Here is a 21,734-nt window from a genome sequence, read left to right as displayed (position 1 = left end):
GCTATTTACAGACCCAGCACCAACTTCGGATCTGGACAATTCGTTTTATAAAACTCTAAATCTTTAAAACCACTAACACCTGGGTAATCTCCAAAATTTCCTTGTAAATCTTTTATTATTTGAAAATGTAAATGTGCCGGATAATTACCGTTTACACTATCATCTCCTAAAGTTGCAAGTTGTTCGCCTTTTTTAAAAATTTCACCTACTTTTAAATTTTCAATAGATTTTAATGATAAATGCCCATAAAGCGTGTAAAAAACAACATCGTTTATGTTATGCTTTAAAATTATGGTAGGCCCGTAATCGCCATAATTAGTGTTATTTTTAAAACTATGTACCACCGAATTAAATGGTGTAAAAATGGGAGTTTCGGCTTCAATCCATAAGTCAATTCCTAAATGAATATCTCTTTCTTCTTGAGACTGACTGTTAAAATGGTTACTTCTCTTGTAAATATTTCGTTTTTCTAAATAACCACCAAAAGCAACTTTAGCATCATTTTTAGCTATATGTTTATTTATATATCCACCTAATGCATTAGCACAACCAACATCTATGTTATTTAACTCATCATTGCTTTCCGATAAATCTAAAGTGCAATATTCAGATTTTAAAATACTTACATCTAACACATTTGTAAACTCTGGGCTTATGCCCTCAATAAATTCATGAAAATTAAATTTCTGCATATACAAGTTTATCAATTTAATTTGAATAAAAAAAGCACCCCTTGAAGGTGCTTTTTTTTTTATACGTTTTAAACCTATTTTAGTTAACTAATAACTTCACCATAAAGATCAAAATCTTCCGCTTCAGTAATTTTAACGGTAGTGTACTCGCCTGTTTTTAAATACGTTTTACTAGCATCTATTAAAACTTCGTTATCAACATCTGGAGAATCAAATTCTGTACGGCCTACAAAGTAATTACCTTCTTTTCTATCAATAGTAACCTTAAACTCCTGTCCTATTTTAGCTTGATTAAGTTCCCAAGAAATTTGCGATTGAATTTCCATAATTTGGTTCGCACGATCTATTTTAACTTCCTCTGGCACATCATCCTCTAAATTATAGGCATGTGTATTTTCTTCATGAGAATATGTAAAACAACCTAAACGCTCAAAACGCATATCTTTAACCCATTGCTTAAGCGTTTGAAAATCTTCTTCTGTTTCACCCGGATATCCAACAATTAAAGTGGTTCGAATAGTCATTTCTGGCACTTTAGCTCTAAACTCCTGTAAAAGCTTAGTTGTTTTAGCTTGTGTTGTACCGCGACGCATACTCTTTAAAATAGCATCGGAAATATGTTGCAACGGAATATCAAGATAATTACAAATCTTAGGTTCGCGATTCATAACATCTAACACATCCATTGGAAAACCCGTTGGAAATGCATAATGCAAACGAATCCACTCGATATCTTCAACCTTTACCAAAGCTTCTAAAAGTTCGGCTAAGTTTCGCTTTTTGTATAAATCGAGTCCGTAATAAGTTAAATCTTGAGCTATTAAAATTAATTCCTTAACGCCATTTGCAGCAAGTTTTTCTGCTTCAGTTACTAAATCTTCAATTGGTGTACTGCGGTGTTTACCGCGCATTAAAGGAATGGCGCAAAAACTACACGGCCGATCGCAACCTTCAGCAATTTTTAAATAAGCGTAATTTTTAGGTGTTGTTGTTAAACGCTCTCCAATAAGTTCATGCTTATAATCGGCACCTAAAGCTTTTAACAATCCTGGTAGTTCGGTGGTGCCAAAATATTGATCTACGTCTGGAATTTCTTTTTCTAAATCGGGCTTGTAACGCTCCGAAAGACATCCTGTTACAAAAACCTTATCAACATCGCCAGCTTCCTTTTTTTGCATATACTCTAAAATAGTATTTACACTTTCTTCTTTGGCATTATTAATAAAACCACAAGTGTTAATTACCACAATATTGCCCTCTTGTTCGTGCACTACATCTTTACCGCTAGCTTTTAATTGGCCCATAAGCACTTCGCTATCGTAAACATTTTTACTACAACCTAGGGTTACAACGTTAATTCTGTTCTTTTTAAGAGTTTTTGTACGCATACTTTTCTATAAATCAGGGCGCAAAGATACAACTAAATTAAACCTTTTATATATTTGAGTGTCTTAAAATTAAAATCTACCTCATGAAAACTGCTATTAACCTAATTATTTGTTCTTTATTCGTTTTACTTTTTTTCGATTGTTCAAGTAACGACTCAGATACCGAGCCAGAAAATGAAGATATAGAAACTACTATTTATTTCCCACCAATTGATAACGATACTTGGGAAAGTACGCCTGTTACAGATTTAGATTGGAATGAAACCGAACTTCAAAATTTATATGATTTTTTAGAAGAAAACAACAGCAAAAGTTTCATGATACTTTATAACGGAAAGATTGTAGTTGAAAAATATTTCAACGATCATGATGAAGACACAAACTGGTATTGGGCAAGCGCAGGAAAAACATTAACCACCGCTATTACAGGAATTGCACAAGAAGAAGGTTATTTAAATATAAACGATAAAGTTTCCGATTATATAGGAGCAGGCTGGACAAGCGCTACAACAGAACAAGAAGCATTAATTACCAACAAACATTTATTAACCATGACTTCTGGTTTAGATGATAGTGATGATTATATAGCTCCTGAAGACCTAACCTACCTCGCCGATGCAGGAACGCGTTGGGCATACCATGGTGTATTTTTAAAACTTCAAGATGTTGTGGCAACAGCTACTGGCAGCACTTGGAATTCTTATTTCAATACAAAACTAAAAGACGAAATAGGAATGAATGGATTTTGGTTTCCTTTCGAAAGCACCAATGTGTATTGGAGCAATACCCGAAGTATGGCACGTTTTGGTTTGCTAATGTATGCCAATGGGAAATGGGAAGATTCCCAAATTATTCCTGAAGATTTTTTAAATGAAGCCATTAATACCTCGCAAACTATTAATGAAGCTTACGGTTACATGTGGTGGCTAAACGGAAAAGCAAGCTACCATTTACCACAAACGCAATATGAGTTTAATGGCGAACTTATTCCTAATGCTCCAGACGACATGTATGCTGGTTTAGGTAAAAACGACCAAAAACTTTACGTTATACCCAGCAAAAAATTAGTAATTATTAGAATGGGAGATGCCGCTAGTGAAGAAAATTTTGCTCTCTCTACTTTTGATAATGATTTATGGGAGAAAATTAACAATCTCATCAATTAACAACTAAAACACTACTAAACAACCTATTACAAACAGACAAACACGGCTCTATTTGTTAATCTTTTGTTAATTTTTAGTACTATGCATAACAAAGTACCTGTTTTTAGACATATATTTGTATAAGAAACTATTATATGTTTTTAATCAATCAAAAAAAATCATGGTAACATCGCATCAAAAAAACATCGCCACATTTATTCACTTATCTACATTTAGCCGGTTCTTTATTCCGTTTGGCAATTTTGTAGGCCCACTAGTATTATGGTCTATAAACAAAGAGAAAAGTAATTTTATAGATACGCATGGTAAACAGGCTATTAATTTCCAGATAAGTATTTTACTGTATGCTCTTATTTTGGGTACACTTTCTATTCCGTTTTTTATTTTCAAACTATTTAATGGTTTAGATGTTATAGATTTTAATGGCTTTAACAATTTTCATATTAACGTTGGCAAGCCTTCTCCTCTACTTTATTTAGGTGGTTTTTTAGGCGCAGTTGCTATTATAGCCTTTATTATTGAACTGATATTAATTGTAGTAGCAAGTTTAAAAGCTAGAGATGGCGAGTTGTATGAATATCCTTTGACTATAAATTTTTTAAAATAAGAAATAACGCACCCCTTACTCCTTTCTTTTTAAAGGAGACAATTATATCCAATACTAAAACTTATAATTAACTAAAAGTTTTTAAAAACTATGAAGCGCGTTAGGGATTGTAGCGGCATCCTTTTTTGAGCGACGAGAAAAAGACCTGCCTGCCGGCAGGCAGGTATAGCGAAACATTTATGTTCATGAATTCAAAAATATAGAATAAAGAATCATGAATAAAAGCCCGACCCCGAAGTTTCGAGGGTAACTCTAAAAAAAATAAATTTCATCAAAATCAATCAATCAATCAATCAATCAAAAAATGAACAGTTTTAAAAACATTAAACGCATGACCTTATGAAGATAGAGAACACCAAAGCACAGATGCGAAAAGGCGTTTTAGAATTCTGCATACTTTCGGTTTTAAAAGACGAAGATGCTTATGTTGCAGAAATTTTAGACACCCTAAAAAATGCTAAGTTGCTGGTAGTTGAGGGCACTATTTACCCTTTACTTACACGACTTAAAAATGCGGGATTATTAAGCTACCGCTGGGAAGAATCGACCTCGGGACCACCAAGAAAGTATTACGGATTAACCGAAACGGGAAAACTATTTTTAAAAGAATTAAACACAACGTGGAGCGAATTGCACAACGCTGTAACTATTGTAACTAGCCAAAAAACAACCAAAAATGAATAAAACAGTCAACATAAATTTAGCAGGTATATTTTTTCATATAGATGAGGATGCTTACCTAAAATTACAACGCTATTTGGAGGCTATTAAACGTTCGTTTACAGACTCGCAAGGGCGATCTGAAATTATAGCCGATATTGAAGCGCGTATTGCCGAACTTTTTAACGAGCGTGTACAAAACGATAAGCAAGTTATTGGTATTAAACAGGTAGATGATGTTATTGCCATTATGGGGCAACCGGAAGATTATATAGTAGACGACGAGATTTTTGAAGACGAGCCACAACCTGTAAAAACGAAAAAAACAGGATCGAATAAAAAACTTTTTAGAGATTCTGATAGTGCTTATGTTGCAGGTGTATCATCTGGTTTAGCACACTATTTTGGCATTGATGCTATTTGGATTCGTTTAGCTTGGATATTATTAATTTTTGGACTAGGAACTGGGGTTTTATTATACATTTTACTTTGGATTTTAGTACCTGAAGCTAAAACGACTGCCGAAAAAATTATGATGACCGGCGAACCGGTGAACATAAGTAACATTGAAAAAAAAATTAAAGATGGTTTTGAAAACGTAACAGAAACGGTTGGTAAAGCCGCGAAAAATGTTACCGATTCGGTTACTAATGCCGCGAAAAATGTAGATTTAAAAAAGCAATCGAATAACATAAAATCGTCTTCGCAAACTTTTTTTGATGCATTAAGCAATCTTATCATGTTTTTTGTAAAGCTTTTTGCAAAATTTATTGGTATACTCTTAATTTTTGTTGGCGCCGCTACTTTAATTGCGCTTATAATAGGATTATTATCGGTTGGTGTAGTAGATATTATTCACATCCCTGGTTTGGATATGGTTGAGATTGCCAACACAGGAAACACGCCAATTTGGTTGGTATCTATTTTTACCTTTTTTGCAGTTGGTATTCCGTTTTTCTTCCTGTTTTATTTAGGTTTGAAAATTTTAGTAACCAACTTAAAATCTATTGGTAATGCTGCAAAATTTACGTTACTAGGTTTATGGTTAATTTCTGCTATTGCTCTTGTTGTAATTGGGGTGAGACAAGCCAGCGAACATGCTTACGACGAAAGTTTTAATAAAAAAGTTGAGCTTCCTGTTACCGCGAACGATACACTTACCGTAAAAATGGTTAGTTCAGATAGTTTTCACTCTAGTTTTAACCGCAATAACGGTTTTAAAATTAAGCATAACGAAGCCGGAGAAAAAGTAATTTACTCTACAGATATTAATATTAGAGTAAAATCGACCACCGAAGATACTGCAAAACTAATTATTGAAAAACATGCCGATGGTAGCGATTACGATATTGCTTTACAACGTGCAAAAAACATTGTTTATACTTACGAGTTTGAAAATAACATCTTATACCTAAACGACCATTTAACCACTCATGTTAAAAACAAATTTAGCGACCAAGAGGTTTATATTTACTTGTATTTACCAGAAAATACCGTGGTTTATTTTAGCCAAAGCACAAAATCGTTTTTATCGTATTACCGCAATAGCAATAATTTAGTGTCTCGCGAACTTACAAATCATTATATAAAAATTAATGCTGAAGAATCTGAATGTTTAGATTGCCCTGAAGAAGATGATTTTGAAATTGAAGTACACACACCAAAATTAAAAATAAATGATGATGGTATTGAAATTACAACCGATGGCAACGAAATTAAAATTGATGACGAAGGTGTTAAAGCAACCTCTGAAACCGTAAGAGTTAACATTAATTCTGATGGTATTGAAATAGATTCTGACGAGGATAATTAAAATCATCACAATTCATCCTGAATAATTTACAGTTCAGAAACCAAAATTATAAAATGCATCAATCCTTAAATATATTTGACTAACAAATTAAATCAATTAAAAAACGAACAATCATGACCACTCTAATCAAAATTATTGTAGCTGCCATAATTAGTTTAACGTTATTCTCCTGTAAATTTGATATGGGCGAGCGCGGTAACGGCAATGTAGTTACTAGCAACAGAACCGTAACCGAAGGCTTTACAACCATTAAAGCTACCGAAGGTTTAGACGTATATTTAACACAAAGCAACACCGAAAGCATTGTTGTTGAAGCCGACGAAAATTTACAAGACCTCATTTTAACCGATATTGAAGACGGGGTTTTAAAAATACACTGTAAAGAAAGTATTGGTTACTCTACAACTTTAAAAGTTAATGTCAATTTTAAAAATGTTAGTAACATAATATCTACAAGTGGTAGCGATGTATTTGCAAAAACACCTATAGTTGCAGAACATTTAAGTTTAAAATCTAGTAGCGGCAGCGATATGAAACTAGAAGTAAAAACCAATAGCCTAAATTGCAAAGCAAGTAGCGGAAGCGATATGCGCTTAAGCGGAAGCACACAAACACTTACAGCCGAAGCCTCAAGCGGAAGCGATATTAGAGCGGCAGACTTAATTACAAAAAGTAGCGAAGTAAAGGCTTCTAGCGGTGCTGGCATAACAGTTAACACAACCGAAACACTAATTGCAAAAGCTTCTAGTGGTGCAGATGTAAATTATTATGGAAACCCAAAAACTGTTAATAAAAGCGATAGCTCCTCAGGTAGTATTGTGCAACGATAAAACCAAACAATCAATCAAAAAAGGAAGGCTTCAAAATATTAATTTTGAAGCCTTTTCAATTTAATTCAACATTGTTTCATTTACAACTGAAAATGAACAACTTATATTTTAAAATAATAAAATTTAATATTTATATTAGAGTGCATAATCTAAACATTACCTCTAATGCCATCCTTTGCTAAACCAAAATTTAGTTTTCCTTTTATTTTAAATGATGAAATAAATCACTTAAAAGCGCATAAAACGTTAAGAGAAATACCCGATAAAGTAGACGACAAACTACTTATTGCCTCTTGGAATATAGCCAATCTAGGTTTACAAGACAGACACACCGACCATTATAAACTTATTGCCGAAATAATTAACTGGTTTGATGTGGTTGCTGTGCAAGAAGTAAATGCTAATTTAGAAGGTTTACGTAATATTGAATCTGAACTACCGAGTTATTACAGCTTAATATTTTCTGATAGAGGTGGCAACAACGAACGATCGGCTTTTATATACGATAACCGAAAAATTAAATTATTGGAACTTGTTGGCGAAATTGCCGTAGCGCCAAAAGACCATAAATACATAAAAATTAAGGGAATTACTGAAACCTTTACAGGTTTTGATAGAAACCCTTACCTATGCTCCTTCCAGTGGCAAAACTTTACTTTTATTTTAATTACGGTGCATTCCTTTTCCGGAAGCACATCAAAATCTGATTTAAATAGGCGCGCGCTTGAAGCTTATGCCATTTCTAGATATGCCGATTTAAACCGAAAAAACAAAAACGCTTTCTCGAAAAACATAATTGCTTTAGGCGATTTTAACATCCCAAAAGTAGAACCTGGCGATGTAGTTTATAATGCACTTTTAAGTCGTGGGTTACTGCTTCCCTATCATTCAACTAAAGTATACTCAAACATCTCAAACGATAAACAATTTGACCAAATTGCGTTTCTTCCAGATATAAAATCTAAAATTGTAAATAATGGTGTTTTTGATTTTGATACTGCCATTTTTCCAGAACTTTGGCAAAATGAAACACCCAAAAACTTTCGAAGCTATTTAAGATATTATATTTCAGACCATCGCCCGCTTTGGATGCAATTAGATCTTTAACCAAATAAAGCTTAACTTAAAACAACATTAAAATAAAAAATAAAGGCTTCAATATAAAGTTGAAGCCTCTTTTGAGTTCGGTTTTTCTTTAACTATATAATTTATAACTCAAAAATCTTTTCCATTAACATCCATTTTTCACCTGGTTTTGCTGCTGGTAATGCCTGTTGATATTTCCACATTAATGTTTCCCATTCTTGTACTTTAGGATTATTTAAATCCATTTCATTTTTCTTCTCAAACGAAAACGTATCGTTTACTTCCATAATCATAAACAATCTATTTGCTACCAAATAAATATCTAAAACTTCTATTCCGGAATCTTTTATACTGGCAATAATTTCTGGCCAGACGTTTTTATGATAGGTTTTATAAGCTTCAATTAAAGCTTCATCATCTTTTAAATCGAGTGCAAAACAAAATCTTTTCATCATAATACAATTTAAATAGTTTTACCCTCATGTTTATTAAACACATGAAATCCATACCATGCAATATATACAAAGCAAATTAATGGCAGTATAAATGAAAAGTTAACTTCTGCAACTCCCATGATTAAAGTGTCAGCCACTCCTGAACCACCTGCATCAATTATCATTCCTTGAAACATGGGTAATAATGCACCACCTACAATGGCCATGACTAAACCTGCAGAACCAACTTTAGATTCTTCTTCATTTAAATCGTTTAAAGCAATACCGTAAATAGTTGGGAACATAAGTGACATACAAAATGAAATTCCAACTACGCAATACAAGCCAACAGTACCGCTTATAAAAATAGCTCCTGCCACAAAAGCTCCAGCCAATACAGCAAAGAACATTAATAATTTACCAGGACTCATTACACGTAACATAGCTGTACCAACCACACGACCAACAGCAAATAAAATGAAAGCCACAAATTGATAGGCAAAAACATCTATTTTTTCGTAGCCTGCTACTCCGGCATTTGCTAAGTCAATGGCTTCTGCATATTGGTAAATATATGTCCAAGTCATGATTTGAGCGCCTACATAAAGAATCTGCGCAAAAACACCTAAAACATATTTAGAGTTTTTAAACAACCCTTTAAAAGTAGCTCCTAAACTAGGCATAGTACCTTCTGCTTTACTTTGTGGCATTTTGTTAACTAAAAACAACACAAAAACACCTAAAATAACTAAACCTAAAACTACGTATGGGTCGCGAATTACCGCTAAATCGGCCACTCTAACCATGGCCCTTTTTGTTTCACTTAACGCGGAAAAATCCGCAATATCATCAGACTGTAATTTATCATAAACAAAATACTTCGCCACTAATAAACCAGCAATTAAACCCACCGGATTAAATGATTGCGCTAAATTTAAACGTTGTGTAGCCGTTTCTTTTTCTCCCATTGCTAAAATGTATGGATTTGCTGCAGTTTCTAAAAAAGCTAAACCAAAGGTTAATATGTATAAACCTAAACAGAAAAACCAGAACATTTCTGTAGTGGCAGCAGGATAAAACAACAATGCGCCGCTAGCATAAAGCCCCAGCCCTATTAATACCCCAACTTTGTATGAATACTTGCGCATAAATAAAGCCGCTGGCAAAGCCATGCAAAAATAGCCGCCATAAAACGCCATTTGTACCCAAGATGCTTGTGTGTTAGATAACTCTAAAACCTTTTTAAAGGCATTAACCATGGGGTCGGTTACTGCGTTTGCAAAACCCCATAGGGCAAAAAGGGAAGTAACTAGTATAAAAGGTAAAATTATTTTTTTCGATACCACTGGGGTCTTTTCTATATTATTCATAAAATATCTTTGTTTTAGATCTGTAGTTTAACTTAGTTGTGCTTGTAAATTAAGGGAAATATTAAGGCTACTTTTTATAAGCTTTTACGTTTTGTTTTGAAACGCCCAAGCCTTCAATACCTAACTCCATAACATCGCCTTCTTTTAAATACATTGGTGGGTTTAAACCTAAACCAACACCAAATGGTGTTCCTGTTGAAATGATATCGCCAGGTAAAAGCGTCATAAACAGGCTAATGTGGCTTACTACGTGTTGTACGTTAAAAATAAAATCTGAAGTGGTGCTATTTTGCATGACTTCGCCATTTAATTTTAACCATAAGTTTAAGTTATTAGGGTCTTCTATTTCGTCTGTTGTTGCAATAAACGGACCTACTGGTGCGAAAGTGTCGCAACCTTTACCTTTACACCATTGTCCTGATTTTTCTATTTGAAAAGCGCGCTCACTTACATCGTTGTGTAAAACGTATCCGGCTATATGATCGAATGCATCTGCTTCTTCTACATAGGATGCTTTTTTACCAATTACAATAGCTAACTCTACTTCCCAATCGCTTTTTTCGCTGTTTTTTGGAATTATAACATCGTCGTTTGGCCCAACTAACGCTGTTGTAGATTTAAAGAATAACACAGGCTCTTTTGGAATTTCCATACCAGCTTCGGCTGCGTGTTGTGCGTAGTTTAAACCTACACATACTATTTTTGATGGTCTGGTTAATGGCACACCTAAACGTACACTATCATCAACCTCTGGACAACTAGCTTGGTTAGTTTCTAACCACTTTGCTAATTTCTCGATACCGTCGTTGCCAAAAAAATCTTCATCGTAATCTTGCCCAAAAGCAGAAACATCAATTTTAGTTCCGTTTGCTAACTGAACACCTGGTTTTTCTTCGCCTACGGCTCCAAATCTTATTAATTTCATTTTAAAATATTTTTTTGAGTGTTTTTTAATTCCCGTTTAAAGTCACAAATCCGCCATCATTTAAACATAAAACCATTTCTTTGGAATAATCTAAATTAAAATCGCAGATAGCCACTGCAGGTCCTAGCTGTGCAAAGATTAACAGTATGGTTTTGCCAAAACCGTTAAGAATAGCTTTAACTGAGGCTACTTTATTTTTTAAACTGATTTTTGACATGGTTTTAGTTGGTATATTTTCAAAAAAATAAAACCAAGATTTATGGTAGCATCTCGATTTTATTTAGTTTACTCGTTTGCAAAAGCAATATTACACCCTAATAAAGGATATATCTAACTATAATTTGATTATTTATAATACTTTTTTTGCCTTCTAAAATAAATCAATACCAAAAATGCAATAATTACAAAGTATTTTAATAATACTTCAATTTTTATAGCTAAAAAATAAGAACATAAACAAGCTCAAAAACAACTTGAATATTTTAAAAACACTTAACAAATCATAACTTGGTTATTCCAAAATAGCTTCATATCTGGTGTACCTTGCATAAAAATAAGACCTCCTATTTGAAACTGATTTATCATTTTTTTGATAAAATTAGTTTCGGTTTCACTTCTATTGGAATAAGCTTGTACCATAAAAAGCTGCCCAATTTTTTGGTCTAAACTTAGGGTTGAAAACACACTATCTACCCATTTTTTTTGATGCTCAACATTTGAAGTTTGTAATGGAACTTCCGCCTGAAAATGCAGGCAAATTAACAGCGCAAAAAATACGATTATTTTTTTCATTAAATTTAGTGTAATGTTACTCTAGATTACTGCAATGATGATATTATTGTTTAATTTTAAGATTGAATACTATTAATGAATAATCTATATTTTATTCGTATAATATCATATGACATCACAAAAAGCTTAATAAATTATAATTTCTTTTAATTGCGACTTATAAACCTCTAAATCTTCTAAAGTATTTAACTTATCTATACTATCATTATTAACAATCCAATGTCTTATTTTTTCAGAGCCATTAATTATATCGATAGGTTTTTGATCGAAAACATACTCGTATGGCGGTTCTTTCCAACCAAAATCATCGCCCAAATAGTGATATAGCTTCTGCATTAACAATTGCCCAACGCGCCAAGGTTTATAAGTAGATTTATCAGTAACATGTATTTGAACACCACCACAAACACTATTTCCATGTTTTTGAAACGTTGGTAAAAAAGTAATAGGTCGAAACTCGAAGCCTGTTAATTCCGATTCTTTTTTTGCTGGAGAAAGCACCTCTTCATAAAACGCATAAGGTTCTATTTTAGGATGACCAACAACTTCTAAAGCCTGAGTTGTACCACGACCTTCACTTAAGGTTGTTCCTTCAAACATAACAGTTGCAGGAAAAGTGTAAGCACTTTCTATTCGCGATAAATTTGGAGATGGCAACAACCATGGCAACTTAGTGTCTTCAAAATACATACCGCGCTCCCAATTTTTCATTTTAATAACTTTTACGTTAGCTTTTTCTGTTGCCCAAAATTTTTGATGCATTAAAGCAACTTCTCCCATAGTCATACCATGACGCATTGGTATTGGGTGTCGCCCAACAAAAGACTCGAAACCTGCTTCTAAAATATTTCCTTCTAGTTCCACCCCATTTAATGGATTTGGACGATCTAGAACCACTATTTCTATAGGTTTTGATGCGCATTTCTCTAACAAGTGCGTTAAGGTATAAATGTAGGTATACACTCTACAACCAACGTCCTGTAAATCGACAAATAAATGATCTATAACGGAAAGCATTTCGTCTGTAGGAATGCGTGTTTCGGAGTATAATGAGTAAACAGGTATTTTAAAAAATGGATGCATAACATGATCGGTTTCTACCATATTATCTTGCACATCTGTTGAAAAACCGTGCTGTGGACCAAATAACTTTACAAATCGGTCTCCAAATACAGTTTTAAACTTTAAGGCGGCATGTGTATATGTGTCATCGATTGAAGCATTATGACAAAGTAATGCAACATTTCCATTAAATTGTTTTTGAATTTCTTTATCGTTTAGCAACACCTCTAAACCTGTTTGTACTTTCATAAATTTTTATTTTAAATATACCTATTCTTTTTTAGCTTTTAAGGGCAGCAATATTGCTACCCTCAAAAAAACTAAAAAAATTAACTTTAAGCTATTAAATTGTTGGGGCGTCGGAATTGTTTTTTATAAACTAAAGCTAGACCGTTGCATAGAAGTTTCAAAATCATCAGACATTGGATCTGTTTCTAAAGCATCCTTAGCTCCTTTTAAAAATGTAACACATTTGGCCAAAACAGTAGCTTTATCACTAAATGGAGCTGCACCATCGGAAGCATTATCAATAGGCCATTCTTCAAACATTTCAATTAAAGCAACAAGACATATGGCTTTTATTAAATCACCATAGGCCAAAGACCACTTTTTGTTCCTAAAACAACATCATCGGTCGAATTATTTAGATTTTCAAACTCTGCATCGAAGGCTGTAAACAAACCATTTCTAAATAGAATCACCCCTAATTTAATTCCGTTTATTTCTGCTGGAGTAAATCTTATTTAACTCATGTAAAATTAAGCTTTCCTTTTATCAATAACCAAAACAGGTTTTCTGCTCATTTTTGGGAAGCGTATTTTTTCTATTTTTTCCTTTGGATGTAATTCTATTTTTGGAGTCACTCGAAGTTTGGCTCTAAAATGATCTTTTATAGCGTTTAAAAAATCTTTAGAATTATTAGTAGTCGCTATTTTTAAACAAATTTCATCGGTACCAATATTGTTATGGCTTATCTCGATAACATAACTTTCAACCTCGGTAAAATCGTTTAAAATATTATCCATTGCTGGCGGATACAACGTAGTGCCTTTGTATTTAATCATTTGTTTTTTTCGACCAATAACAGGACCTAGTCTTGTGGTAGTTCGTCCGCATAAACAAGCTTCGGTGTGCGCTTTTACCATATCGCCAGTTTTAAAACGCAATAATGGCATACCTTCTACCCCAAGAGTTGTAATGGTTAATTCGCCAACCTCGCCTGTTGGCACAGGCTTGTTATCATCATCTAAAATTTCTATAATAATTAATTCTGGATGTTGATGTCCACCTTTGGAATGCTCGCACTCGGTAAATGCTGTATTCATTTCGGTTGAAGCATAAGTGGAATACAAGTTAATATCCCATTTTGCCGTAATTTTTTCGGCTAAAGTATTTAAGGTAAAATCTTGATTTCGCAACGATTCACCTATACAAATAGCGCCTTTTACTCCTGATTTATTGACATCGATACCGTGTGATTCGGCATATTCAATAAGTTTTAATAAAAACGATGGCACCACAATTAAATAGGTAGGATTGAATTTTAAAATAGAATCCCATTGCAATTCTGGAACACCTGCCCCTACACGAATTATGGTTGCACCTAATTTTCTAACACCTAAAAAATAGGCTAAACCTGCCATGAATCGGCGGTCTATGGTAGTCATAAGTTGCACAACATCGCCTTCTTTTACACCTGCGCAAGCAAAGGAAATGGCTTCGTTATAAGCCAAACGATCTAGATCTTTATCGGTTAAACCAAAAATTACAGGGTCGCCCAAAGTACCTGAAGTGGTTACATAATCGCGAATTTTATGCTTTGGCACACATAAAAAATCGTCGTTGTACTTTTGTAACTCGTCCTTTGTTGTAACTGGTATTTTTATTAAATCTTCTAAGGTTTTTATATTGGAAACATCGATATTATTTGCAGCAAAAACACGCTGATAATAAGCCGAATTTTTATTTAAATAAGCTAACAACGCTTTTAATTTTTCTTCTTGAAAAACTTTTATTTCCTGTCGAGATGCTTTTTCTATATCGGGAATCATTTACAACTTCCTTTTTATTTTTTTAATATACGTTTTTATACGCTCCTGGTCTGGAACCGTTGTAACTTCTTTAGTTAAGGCCGCTTCAAAATTAAGCAATGCAACCGTATAATATTTCTTTTCATAAAAATACTTTCCTACTAAATAATACGCTTCCCAAAAATTGGGGTTTAACTGCTTAAAAGCCTCTAAATCGTTCGTGTTAATATGTGTGTTATTTGATATTGCTTCGGATAACTTTCTACTTTCAACACGATAATTTTCATAATTTTTATAAGCTTCAGAATATAAAAACGGGTCGGTTTCAATGTTTAAATTTGAAGTTTGATGCGACTGAAAACTTGAATCTGCTTCAGTAAAAACTTCATTTAAATTATAAGCTACAAATTCACCCAAATTATATGGGTTTGAAGACACCCAAACCAAACCTTGTTCCGGCTTAAACACCACTCCATGATGCGCAAGCAACTGGTTTAATGCCTTCTCGTTGCCATAACCTAATGCCAAATTATTTAAACCATCTCGATCGCGCAATATATTAACAGCCTTTTCTGGCGTTAATTTATCGGTTTCATTTACAAGCTCTTGTAAACGTTCGTACCTATATTTTGAGTGGCTTTCTTGAATATGTTCGGCATTACGCTCATCGGTTTTATAAGCATTGCTTTGAAAGTGATTGGTACAAATTAACTGATTAGAATTTGGCACTTGATACACTCCGAAATTTTTAGGAGAAACCTCGATAGTTATTGCGTTTTTATCTGAAGCACTGCCTATAAAAATAGATTCTGAAACAAAAACTTGACGTTTTTTAGCTATGGCTACAGCTTCTTCAATGTTTGAAGCATACTGCAAAATTTCGCGTGTTAAAATAGAAATTGGTGTTTTTGCCACCAGAGGAATTTTAGACTTTCCGGCGTTTATGGTTACTGTTAAACCTTTTTCGTTCATCCCAGAAACAACGCCAATCATCCCTGGCCAAGTTACAGACATAAAATTGTAACCACTTTCGGGTTTAACAAAGGCTATTATTTTTTGTTTAGCAAAATCATCGCCTGCATAAAAATCTAAATTCCGCGCTATTAGCATACTGCCATCGCTGGTTTTATCGCCCCAAACCGCAAATGATGAACAACCAACTAAAGCTAAATCTTGAAAGGCATGACCAATATCGTGTGCTCCGTGCAAGTACAAAATGCGCAGATAATCGTCGGCAATATAATCGTAATCATCACCAGCGTATTGGGCTAATCCGTAAATTTCGGTTTTAAATTCTTCAGGAATATGCAAATACATTTTACGGTTGTACCATGCCATTAATTTGCGCAATAATTTCTGCTTAAATTTTGATGGCACCATCGTTTCTACCTTGCCTAAAAAATAAGCTTCTTGTTTAGCAAATAATTCTTGGGTTAACCGCCCTGTTTTTAAACCTAATTGCAACGGATTTCCGCTAACCAACAATTCCCATTGGCCTTGTTTGTTTTTAATTAGATAGTTATCGACTAAAGCAAAAGTAGAATCGTTTACAGTTTTTCGAGTTGGTATTTCTGCATTAAACTGAGATATATCTGGCTTATCGTGAAGTGATTTAGATACACCACAAGAAACCAAAAGCACAAGTACTGCTGATATGCAAAATGCTTTATGTATTTGCCCGAATAGCAATTTCATGCCAACAACTAGTTTACAGTTTTAGATATTTGTGTTTCTTCGTTAATTTTATCGACTAAATAATCCATTCCTAAAATTTCCGAACAGGTTATAACACCTCCAATAGTAACGCCTAAAATGCCATGCATATTTAAACTTTGCCCTGTAAAATAAAGATTTTTAATTTTCGTTTTAGGTGAAACAATAGATTGTAATGGCTTGTTTATATCTTTCACATAACCGTACATAGATCCGTTATGGCTGCCAATATAATCTCGGTAAGATAGCGGTGTGGACGTGTAATATTCTGCCATACAGCTTCTAATATTTGGGAATTTTTTCTCTAATTCGTCAATTAATTTTTCGGCTTTTTTGGTTTTAAAAGCTTCATAACTTTCACCTCGGTCGTTTTTCTCTTTTACTGTATTAAAGGTATCGCTCCAGCTTTCAACTTCATCAAAGCGCATGTAGGTCATAACCGTTACGCATTCGGCAAATTCCTCGGTATTTTTACCAACACCAAAAGACATCATATAACCTTCTGGCCAAGTTTCCTGAGTGTAATCTTGAGAATCCCACATTTTATTTACATCGCGAAAATGATAAAAATTATGGTTATAATATTTAAAACTATCTGGTTTAAAAACAATATACAAACTAAAAGGCGCTATGGTGTTTTCTATTGAATTTATTCTGTTTACATAGGCCTTTTTTAAAGGGCTATCGCCCAACATTTGTAAGGTTAACTTAGGCTCTATGTTAGAAATAAATGTATCTCCGCTTACTACTTTTCCGTTTGCACAAATTACCTCTGTAACTCGGCCTTCTTCAGTTTTAAAATGACTTACTTTATGATTTTTATGGGCTTCACCACCAAACGATTTTAACTGCTTAATAAGCAATTTAGTTATTTGACTCCCTCCATTTACACAACGGTAAGCGCTTTCTATATACGAATTAACCGATAGCGCATGCACATACAAAGGCGTGTTTTCTTTATAGCCTGCATACAAATAATTTGTTCCTGCCAAAACACCTTTTAACTTTTCGTTACCTGTTAAGGCATCAATAAATCCTTTTGCAGATTCTTGATAAATTTCTATGTCATACGGATTTCCTTTTTTTACCGAATACAAAGGAAACTTTTGGCAAACCTCTATCATTTTATCACAATAAGCTGTAATTGCTTTTTCTTCTTCTGGAAATTTTTCAATAAGTTTTTCTCTAAAATTATCGTAGCCTTGTGCATAAGGAAATTCGCCATCGTAATTATCAAAACTAACCACATCGAAACCATCAATATCTAAACGCTTAAGCTTTAAACCATCCATGATACCTATGTACGAGAAATACTTGTGTAAATTTTGTCCTTCGGCTAAACCTCCAATATAATGAACACCTGTATCGAAAATGGTTTTATCTCTTACAAAGGTTTGTAAATTACCACCAAACTGTTGGTTTTTTTCTAGAACACATACGCTTTTGCCTTCTTTAGCCAAAATAATAGCACTAACAAGGCCTCCTAATCCGCTTCCAACAATAACTACATCGTAGTGTTCTTTCATTTAAATTTGATTATTTTTTTAATATAACGAGCTCTTTTTCTTGTAAAAACAAGTTAAAACCATCTGTTTTAATTAACATTTGGCTTAATGTACAACTTTCTTTAAGCAGTACCAATGTTTTAATATTTTCTAATGATTTTAATTGATGAATATCAATTTCCGAATCAATTATTAACACCTCTGAAGTGTTTAGTTTTTCTTTGAAGGCATCAAAAGTACCAGAATAATTAATTTTATAATGTGTATTCGATAAATATGAATTTTCTAGAATTTTTCTAACGCTAACATCTTCAATAAAGCTTTCTATTTTTAGTGCCGCATTATTTAATGCCATTAAAAAATCTAACTGACCGTTTTTATCTGAAATATGACAAACTTGTTTGCTTTCGTGAAGCTGTTGTAAAATTTTATAATACTGATTTTTATAAGTTTCCAAATCTGTTTTAACCCATTTGTAAAGCGCATCGCCTTTATATCTATAATCGCATAACACTAAATGATGAAAATAGGTTGCATCTTCATTTTCCTTTCTAAACTTAAAAAATTCTGTTTTAAAATGCTGACTAATTAACTTGGTTCTTGCTCTGGTTGTTTCACCGAAAGAAACATCGTTAGCCTTTATTCGTTCTAGTACTTTAATGGTAATTTTTCCTTTTCTAATAATGAAATCACCTTTGGAGTTAACTTCAGAATTCCCATGAATCATAATAGGCAACACATCTAAATTAAACTGTTCTGCTAAATAAAATGCGCCTTTATGAAACCTATTTATTTTATTTGTAAACGAACGAGAACCCTCTGGGAACACCATAATACTGTAACCTTGCGCTACTTTTTCTTTTAATTGCTCTAATCCGTTTTCTATACCTTCAGACACTGGAAAATATCCAGCTAATTTCATGGCTCTGGCATAAACTGGCGAGTTATAAACCCAGTCGTTTACCAAAAATATAATTTTTGAAGACACCATTTCAATTGTTAAAGTATCTAAAAACGAGGTGTGGTTTGCTATAATTATGGCTGGTTTTTCAAAATCTTCTTTTACATCATTAATAATATACTTAGGTACAAAAGGATTTGATTTTAATACCGAGGTTAAAAAGCGAGATGTTAACTTATGAAATGTTAACATATAAGCTTCTTTTTTAGAGGGGCGTATTTTTATGAAAATAGTTGCCACTACCGAAAGACAAACCGTACCCAAACCATAATACGTAAACGACATGGTGCTGTGTAGTAACTCGAACACCGTTTTTGGTCTAGATGTTTTACTTCCTATTAATAATTTAAACAATAGCGGTTGTATAGTAAATGCCATTATCATGGCCGATAAAATACCAATTAAAGACACTACTGAAATGGTATACAAGGCAGGATGTTTAGCAAAAATAAGCACGCCAACACCTAAAATGGTGGTAATTACAGATAAAATTATAGATGTTTTGTGGGTGTTTAAAACCGGTTCACCTGTGCGATATTCATGCAATAATCCATTGGTTATAAATATGCCATAATCGATACCTAAACCAAAAATAAACGACGAAATTATTATATTAAAAATATTAAATTTAATTCCCAAAAGCCCCATTAAACCTATGGTTACAAACCATGTTAAAGCAATTGGCACAACGGTTATAAAGGTTAAAGAAAAACTCTTGTAAGCCAGCAATAGAATGATAACAACTACTATTAAAGAATATAAAACTAAATGATTAAAATCGGTTTTAAGATTTCCTAAAAATTGTTCGTTAATGCCTTTTCTGTCGATAACAACAACATTTTTAACAGTTTTAAATTGATTTGAAAACGCCTCTACATTAGCTTCATCGAGTTTTACTAAAGATGATATGGTATAAAAGTTTTCGCTTTCGCTGATAAAATCATCAACATTTAAAACATTTAATTCTGAAAATTTTGAAGGCTGAATAGCTTGAAAGTCTTCATTAATTAAATTATAAAATTTATGATGCGTTTCTGGCTTAAATCCTAAAGTTTTACCGCTTTCAATTAAATTTAATTTTACTGAATCTTTATCGTTTTCATTCCAAAATTGCTGCCATTGTTTTATTTTTTCCTTCTGATTGTTTTCAGATTGCACCAAAGCTGCAACCGAACTAAAATCGATAATTTCTTTGTTTTGTTTTAATCCATTTAATAGATTAAATACGGAATCGTTTACCTGTAACGCCTCTTGTAATGTATTACCATGCGCCGCTACATAAACCGATTTGGACGCCACATTTGTAATTTCCTCTAAATTACTTTGCGCTTTCATTAATTTAGGCGGCTCAAAATTTAGCTTACTTAAATCTTTATTAAAACCAACCTTATTATAGGTAAATAACGACACCATTATTGCCAAAGCAATAACTATAAAAGCAAATTTATTTTTATGAAAATTTATACTTGCAAAAGCATCAATAACCGTATTGGAATAATTTTTTGATTGAGATTTTTTATATAAATGCGGAATTAACAATAAAGCAAAAACAGAAGCTCCTAAAGCGCTTACACCTGCAAATAAGCCTAAATCTTGAAGCGCCTGCGAATCTAAAAACAACAAACAGAAAAAAGCCAACGAGGTGGTTACACTACTCATTAAAACTGGTTTTGTTATTTCCTTGTAAAGCGATTTTATATTGTTATTATCGCGAATATGAGTAAGAATATGCAATGCATAATCTAGCGTTACACCTAATAAAACCGAACCAATACCTAAAGAAATAGCCGATATTTTTTCACGGAACAAAAACAACACAGTAATTGCCAAAAGTCCGCCAAAAATGGTTGGAACAAACAAAATAATTGGCAGCAAGAGCTTACGATAAAATATTATGAGTATTACCAAAAGTATAGTTAAGGTAATGCTAACCGTAAACTGTATATCGTGTTTTATTTGTTTGGCATTTTCTACAGCTACTAATGCACCCCCAAAATAATCGACACTAACTTTATCTTTAAAACTTGAATTTAAGGTATTTGCTAAAGCATATAAGTTTTCGGAAAGTTTAGCATTTTGTGCCGTTTCACTCGATTTTAACTTTGGTGATACAAATAACAAAATATGTTTTTTATCGGCGGTAAGTAAATAACCGTTAGATAAATTAAAATCGTTTCCAAGACTTAAACTTTGTAGTTTTTTCAATCCTAAAAAAGATAAACCTAAAGGATCTTTTACTATGGTTTTCTTTAAAACAATTCCAGATGGCGACACCAAGGTTTTGTAGTTATTTTTGGTAATGCCCGCTAAACTATCTTGTCCTAATTTGCTTTTTATAGTTTTATAATCTTCAGCATTTAAAAAAAGTGGTAAATTATTGTAAACAAAATCGAGTGTTTTTTCGGTGGCTTCATCATCAATTTTACCTTGAATATTATCAATATATTGACTAGAAGTTACATTTAAACTATCTAAAAAAGCATCGGCAAATGCGGTTAAATCATTTACATTGCCTTCATTTTCTAAAGCTATATTTACTATTATTTTATCGGCAAACTTCATCGATTTAAACACTTTACTAACGTTTTCGTTGCCTTTATTTATTGGAATAAGTTTAGTAATATCTTCTTCAAACTCAATTTTAGTCGACACAAAAATTAAGCCCAACAACAGTATTAAAAAACCCGTAAAACCAAGGAT

19 protein-coding genes are annotated in these 21,734 nt (G+C 33.0%); 6 read left to right on the top strand and 13 right to left on the bottom strand.

The window, feature by feature from the left end; translation table 11 throughout:
- Positions 1 to 5: 5 nt before the first annotated feature.
- Together LG651_RS07370 and rimO are read right to left on the bottom strand one after the other, a co-directional pair.
- Positions 6 to 692, bottom strand: a complete 687-nt coding sequence (locus tag LG651_RS07370) for a peptidoglycan DD-metalloendopeptidase family protein (protein WP_226695490.1) — start codon at positions 690 to 692, stop codon at positions 6 to 8.
- An 83-nt stretch (positions 693 to 775) separates the two neighbouring features.
- Positions 776 to 2,080 carry a 30S ribosomal protein S12 methylthiotransferase RimO gene (rimO, locus tag LG651_RS07365; RefSeq protein WP_226695489.1) on the bottom strand — a complete coding sequence of 435 codons (1,305 nt, stop codon included), beginning with the start codon at positions 2,078 to 2,080 and terminating at the stop codon, positions 776 to 778.
- A gap of 83 nt (positions 2,081 to 2,163) precedes the next feature.
- Between rimO and LG651_RS07360 the strand changes: the two genes are divergently transcribed.
- The 6 genes from LG651_RS07360 to LG651_RS07335 all read left to right on the top strand — a co-directional run bounded on the left by LG651_RS07360 (position 2,164) and on the right by LG651_RS07335 (position 8,263).
- Positions 2,164 to 3,246 carry a serine hydrolase domain-containing protein gene (locus LG651_RS07360; RefSeq protein ID WP_226695488.1) on the top strand — a complete coding sequence of 361 codons (1,083 nt, stop codon included), beginning with the start codon at positions 2,164 to 2,166 and terminating at the stop codon, positions 3,244 to 3,246.
- A 160-nt stretch (positions 3,247 to 3,406) separates the two neighbouring features.
- Complete coding sequence (locus LG651_RS07355) at positions 3,407 to 3,853, top strand: DUF4870 domain-containing protein (RefSeq protein ID WP_226695487.1); 447 nt, start codon at positions 3,407 to 3,409, stop codon at positions 3,851 to 3,853.
- Between the two features lie 339 nt (positions 3,854 to 4,192).
- Complete coding sequence (locus LG651_RS07350; protein ID WP_044633969.1) at positions 4,193 to 4,537, top strand: PadR family transcriptional regulator; 345 nt, start codon at positions 4,193 to 4,195, stop codon at positions 4,535 to 4,537.
- Positions 4,530 to 6,326 carry a PspC domain-containing protein gene (locus LG651_RS07345; protein WP_226695486.1) on the top strand — a complete coding sequence of 599 codons (1,797 nt, stop codon included), beginning with the start codon at positions 4,530 to 4,532 and terminating at the stop codon, positions 6,324 to 6,326. Before LG651_RS07350 ends, LG651_RS07345 begins: the two co-directional genes overlap by 8 nt.
- Before the next feature lie 113 nt (positions 6,327 to 6,439).
- Complete coding sequence (locus LG651_RS07340; RefSeq protein ID WP_226695485.1) at positions 6,440 to 7,156, top strand: head GIN domain-containing protein; 717 nt, start codon at positions 6,440 to 6,442, stop codon at positions 7,154 to 7,156.
- 165 nt (positions 7,157 to 7,321) lie between these two features.
- Positions 7,322 to 8,263, top strand: coding sequence for an endonuclease/exonuclease/phosphatase family protein (locus LG651_RS07335; protein ID WP_226695484.1), 942 nt, complete (start codon positions 7,322 to 7,324; stop codon positions 8,261 to 8,263).
- Positions 8,264 to 8,364: 101 nt separating this feature from the next.
- Here the strand turns inward: LG651_RS07335 and LG651_RS07330 are convergent, their stop codons facing one another.
- From LG651_RS07330 to LG651_RS07280, 11 genes are all read right to left on the bottom strand, one after another.
- On the bottom strand, positions 8,365 to 8,694 hold the full coding sequence (locus LG651_RS07330) for an L-rhamnose mutarotase (protein ID WP_226695608.1): 330 nt from the start codon (positions 8,692 to 8,694) through the stop codon (positions 8,365 to 8,367).
- Positions 8,695 to 8,705: 11 nt separating this feature from the next.
- Positions 8,706 to 10,046, bottom strand: a complete 1,341-nt coding sequence (gene fucP / locus LG651_RS07325; RefSeq protein ID WP_226695483.1) for an L-fucose:H+ symporter permease — start codon at positions 10,044 to 10,046, stop codon at positions 8,706 to 8,708.
- A gap of 67 nt (positions 10,047 to 10,113) precedes the next feature.
- Positions 10,114 to 10,971, bottom strand: a complete 858-nt coding sequence (locus LG651_RS07320; protein ID WP_226695482.1) for a fumarylacetoacetate hydrolase family protein — start codon at positions 10,969 to 10,971, stop codon at positions 10,114 to 10,116.
- Between the two features lie 25 nt (positions 10,972 to 10,996).
- Positions 10,997 to 11,188, bottom strand: coding sequence for a hypothetical protein (locus tag LG651_RS07315; protein WP_226695481.1), 192 nt, complete (start codon positions 11,186 to 11,188; stop codon positions 10,997 to 10,999).
- A gap of 275 nt (positions 11,189 to 11,463) precedes the next feature.
- Positions 11,464 to 11,763 carry a hypothetical protein gene (locus tag LG651_RS07310; protein ID WP_226695480.1) on the bottom strand — a complete coding sequence of 100 codons (300 nt, stop codon included), beginning with the start codon at positions 11,761 to 11,763 and terminating at the stop codon, positions 11,464 to 11,466.
- A gap of 126 nt (positions 11,764 to 11,889) precedes the next feature.
- On the bottom strand, positions 11,890 to 13,074 hold the full coding sequence (locus LG651_RS07305) for an exo-beta-N-acetylmuramidase NamZ family protein (RefSeq protein WP_226695479.1): 1,185 nt from the start codon (positions 13,072 to 13,074) through the stop codon (positions 11,890 to 11,892).
- Positions 13,075 to 13,197: 123 nt separating this feature from the next.
- Complete coding sequence (locus tag LG651_RS07300) at positions 13,198 to 13,425, bottom strand: hypothetical protein (RefSeq protein ID WP_226695478.1); 228 nt, start codon at positions 13,423 to 13,425, stop codon at positions 13,198 to 13,200.
- 158 nt (positions 13,426 to 13,583) lie between these two features.
- Positions 13,584 to 14,876 (bottom strand): phenylacetate--CoA ligase family protein, encoded by a 1,293-nt coding sequence (locus LG651_RS07295; RefSeq protein WP_226695477.1) that lies wholly within the window; start codon positions 14,874 to 14,876, stop codon positions 13,584 to 13,586.
- Entirely contained in the window at positions 14,877 to 16,550 is a 1,674-nt protein-coding gene (locus LG651_RS07290) for a C45 family autoproteolytic acyltransferase/hydolase (protein WP_226695476.1), read from the bottom strand.
- Positions 16,551 to 16,558: 8 nt separating this feature from the next.
- Positions 16,559 to 18,094 (bottom strand): phytoene desaturase family protein, encoded by a 1,536-nt coding sequence (locus LG651_RS07285; protein WP_226695475.1) that lies wholly within the window; start codon positions 18,092 to 18,094, stop codon positions 16,559 to 16,561.
- A gap of 10 nt (positions 18,095 to 18,104) precedes the next feature.
- Positions 18,105 to 21,686 (bottom strand): MMPL family transporter, encoded by a 3,582-nt coding sequence (locus LG651_RS07280; RefSeq protein ID WP_226695474.1) that lies wholly within the window; start codon positions 21,684 to 21,686, stop codon positions 18,105 to 18,107.
- Between the last annotated feature and the right edge of the window lie 48 nt (positions 21,687 to 21,734).

The sequence above is a fragment of the Neotamlana sargassicola genome, assembly GCF_020523965.1.
GTDB classification, from domain to species: Bacteria; Bacteroidota; Bacteroidia; order Flavobacteriales; family Flavobacteriaceae; genus Neotamlana; species Neotamlana sargassicola.
The sequence above is the reverse complement of the archived record's forward strand: the minus strand, read 5'-3'. Positions and strand labels throughout refer to the sequence as shown.